This window comes from Bacillus sp. LR_5 (assembly GCF_042709275.1).
Genome location: NZ_JAVAXX010000429.1, coordinates 1 through 3,732, shown reverse-complemented (window position 1 = coordinate 3,732; position 3,732 = coordinate 1). Strand labels below are relative to the sequence as shown.

4 protein-coding genes are annotated in these 3,732 nt (G+C 43.4%); 2 read left to right on the top strand and 2 right to left on the bottom strand.

Annotated features, from left to right (window positions below; translation table 11 throughout):
• Window positions 1–15: 15 nt before the first annotated feature.
• On the bottom strand, window positions 16–1,197 hold the full coding sequence (locus RAC86_RS36410) for a pyridoxal phosphate-dependent aminotransferase (protein ID WP_225721934.1): 1,182 nt from the start codon (window positions 1,195–1,197) through the stop codon (window positions 16–18).
• Between the two features lie 156 nt (window positions 1,198–1,353).
• Between RAC86_RS36410 and cueR the strand changes: the two genes are divergently transcribed.
• Window positions 1,354–1,785, top strand: coding sequence for a Cu(I)-responsive transcriptional regulator (cueR, locus tag RAC86_RS36405; protein ID WP_010886460.1), 432 nt, complete (start codon window positions 1,354–1,356; stop codon window positions 1,783–1,785).
• 60 nt (window positions 1,786–1,845) lie between these two features.
• Window positions 1,846–3,180, top strand: coding sequence for a hemolysin family protein (locus RAC86_RS36400; RefSeq protein ID WP_377886755.1), 1,335 nt, complete (start codon window positions 1,846–1,848; stop codon window positions 3,178–3,180).
• Between the two features lie 68 nt (window positions 3,181–3,248).
• On the opposite strand, the gene RAC86_RS36395 is transcribed toward RAC86_RS36400, so the two are convergent.
• Window positions 3,249–3,732, bottom strand: a 484-nt coding sequence (locus RAC86_RS36395; RefSeq protein WP_377886754.1) for a 1-acyl-sn-glycerol-3-phosphate acyltransferase, incomplete at its 5' end; no start/stop codon positions are given.

Below are 3,732 nucleotides of genomic sequence, written 5' to 3'. Positions count from 1 at the left end.
CTTTTCTTTGCCTTCTTAAGCAAAATCTTTATATAAAGAAATGAAAATGTCCCGTGAGTTTTTAATCTGCTCGATCGGCACACTGAAGGATAATCGGAAATGCCCGCTCATTCCAAAACCGCTGCTCGGCACAATTAATAATTTGTATTTTTGGGCGGCATGCACGCAAAATGCAACTTCATCTTCAATCGGCGATTTTGGAAAAACAAAGAAACCTCCCTTTGGCATTTCAAATTCAAAACCGGCTTCTTTTAAAATGTCTACCATTAAATCCCGGCGCTCTTTATAAACACTCGCGTCTACTCTTAAATCATCCATTCGTGCCACAGCCCGCTGCATCATGACAGGGGCATTCACAAATCCAAGCGTTCGATTACAATACACAAAAGCGTTGATCAAAAGGTCCGCATCCGGCATTCGGCTGTCCAATCCGATATACCCGAGCCGCTCCCCGGCTATGCCGAGATCTTTACTGAATGAGCTGGCCAATATCACACGATGGTACGATTGAAACGGATTTGCCAGCTCTTCATCATAGATTAATTGACTGTACGGTTCATCAAACAGCACATAAATCGTCTGGCCGCTCTTCTCTTCTATTTCTTTTAATAAAGCGCCTAAATCGTCTATATTTTTCTGGCTGAGAACAGTGCCTGTGGGGTTATGCGGTGTATTGAGGATCAGCCCTTTCGTCTGTGGAGTGATCGATTGCCTTACCGCTTCAATGTCGATCTCAAACCGGCTTGTCAACGGGCAGCTGACGGCTTTTCCCCCGTAGTTCTCAATATACAACTTATATTCGGCAAAATAAGGTGCGAGAATAATGACCTCTTCCCCAGGGTTTACGATGCTTTTTAACGCAACATTCAAAGCGCCTCCCGCGCCCACCGTCATGACGATACGCTCCGCTGAGAAATCAGCTTCAAAACGCGACCCCAAAAATTGCGCGACTTTTTCTCTCGCTGCAGGAAGCCCTTGGTTTTGTATGTATCCGTGGCTGCCTTTTTCAGCTTCCTCTATTAACGCTCTCTTAAAAGCTTCAGGCGGTTCAATAATCGGGTTGCCGAGTGAAAAATCAAATACCTGGTCTTCCCCGAACTCCTTCTTCAGCCTTGCACCTTCATCAAACAGCTTGCGAATCCATGATCCTTTATTTAAGTTTTCTTCAACTTCCCGGGATAACCCAGCCAATTTCATCTGTCCCTTCCGTATATAAAAGTTTGAAAATTCTATCTTCCTATGTTACTTCAATCAGATGATGAATTCCACAACTTCCAATTCCGGTCTAAAAAAAACAATAAACTTGTGCAAGACACCATTCATATATTAAACTATTCTCATAACTATAACGTGATGGTTGGGAGGGATATAGATGGGGCTGAGACTTATCGCATCAGTGAACTAGCGGCACTCGCCGGAGTAACGAAACGGACAGTTGATTATTATACGAATCTTGGTCTGCTTACGCCGGCCAGATCCTGTTCAAATTACCGTTACTACGACGAAAATGCACTCAAACGACTTATATTTATTGTAGATTGCAAGAAGCAGCGATTGGCCCTGTCCGATATTAAAGATCGACTGGAGAACCAGTTTCCCTCTTCAGCTAAACTTGATGATGAAATTGGAAATCTGGCATTAGAAATTGATCATATGAATCAAAACATCTCCGGAATCTTGCATCGGTTTGAACGGCTGAAGCCCGAGGATCGTGACAAGCTGAAAAGCAAACTCCCGCCTGAAAAGCTCGCCGTGTTCCAATCATTTATGCTGCTGTTAAGTTAAAACCATTTTATCTAACAGGAGGTGTTACCTTCATTCTCATTGCTAGAGTGAAGGTTCTAATTGGACATAGTGAATTTGATTTTAGTTGCTGTTTTAATCGCCCTGACGGCATTTTTCGTGGCATCTGAGTTTGCCATTATCAGAATCAGAGGCTCACGGATCGATCAGCTGATCGCGGAAGGAAATAAAGCAGCAATAGCCGTAAAAAAAGTGACCACGCATCTTGATGAATATTTATCTGCGTGTCAGCTCGGAATTACATTGACTTCCATCGGATTAGGGGTTTTAGGTGAATCAACGATTGAAAGGCTGCTTCACCCGCTTTTCGTACAAATGAACGTTCCAGGTTCCCTTTCACATGTCATATCGTTTATTTTTGCGTATGCCATTATCACGTTCTTACACGTTGTTGTCGGAGAACTTGCACCTAAGACAGTCGCTATCCAAAAGGCGGAAGCAGTGTCTATGCTGTTTGCGAAACCGCTGATTTGGTTTTACCGCATCGCGTTCCCATTCATTTGGCTTTTGAACAATTCCGCACGGTTATTGACCAAAGCATTTGGCCTGGAGACCGTTTCAGAAAACGAACTGGCTCACTCAGAAGAAGAGCTGCGAATCATTTTGTCTGAAAGCTATAAAAGCGGTGAAATCAACCAATCAGAGTTTAAATATGTGAATAAAATCTTTGAATTTGACGACAGGCTCGCGAAAGAAATTATGATTCCGCGGACCGAAATTGTCAGCCTTCCGCATGATATCAAGATTTCTGAAATGATGGACATCATTCAGATTGAAAAATATACCCGCTACCCTGTGGAAGAGGGCGATAAAGATAACATTATCGGGGTTATTAACATTAAAGAAGTGCTGACCGCCTGCATAAGCGGTGAGGTATCTGTTGATTCCACCATTTCTCAATTCGTCAACCCGATCATTCATGTCATTGAATCTGCGCCGATCCAAGACCTGCTTGTCAAAATGCAAAAAGAGAGGGTCCACATGGCCATTTTGTCTGATGAATACGGCGGTACTGCTGGGCTTGTGACGGTTGAGGACATCATTGAGGAAATTGTCGGTGAAATCCGCGACGAATTTGATATTGATGAAATTAGCGAAATCCGCAAAATCGGCGAAGGCCATTATATTCTTGACGGAAAAGTGTTAATTGACCAAGTAAACGACCTGCTAGGCATTCATTTAGAGAACGAAGAAGTCGATACAATCGGCGGCTGGTTCCTTACTCAAAAATACGATGTTGAAAAAGATGATTCCATCCTCGAAGAGGGCTGCGAATTCATCATTAATGAAATTGACGGCCACCACGTCGCATATATTGAAGTGAAAAAGCTTCAAGAAGAAGAACTTCTGGAGACAGCTAACCAGCAGGAAGCATAATAAGAAAAGCACCTTGTATAAGGTGCTTTTCTTATTTTCACAGTTTCAGGGCAATCTCTCAGAACGCCTTATAGCTGATCAAGTTTATTCTCTAGTTCTTTAATCCGCTGATTCAAAGCCTCTGTCATTGCTGCAAGTCTTTCCTTTGAAGGCAGGTGGGCAAAATCAGCCTGGTGAAGAGGCTCACCGATAATCAGCTTCATTTTTCCTTTTTTGAATAACTCTTTTCCGCTTGAAGGGCCCTGATATGCAGCGGGGACAAGCGGCGCTTTCCCCATTTGCGCAATCGTCACCGCACCTCTTTTCAAAGGCACATCCTCAGAGGTTCTTGTTCCGCTTGGGAAGATACCGACGATCTCTCCTTCTTTCAGCAGCTTAATCGGCGTTTTAATACTGCTTGGCCCGGGATTTTCCCGATCTACCGGAAAGGCATGAATTTTCTTCAGAAACGAACCGATCCATTTATTTTGAAAAAGCTCTTTTTTCGCCATGTAGTGTATTTGATAAGGAAGAATCCCGACTCCGAGTGTAATCACATCAACCCAGCCGGAA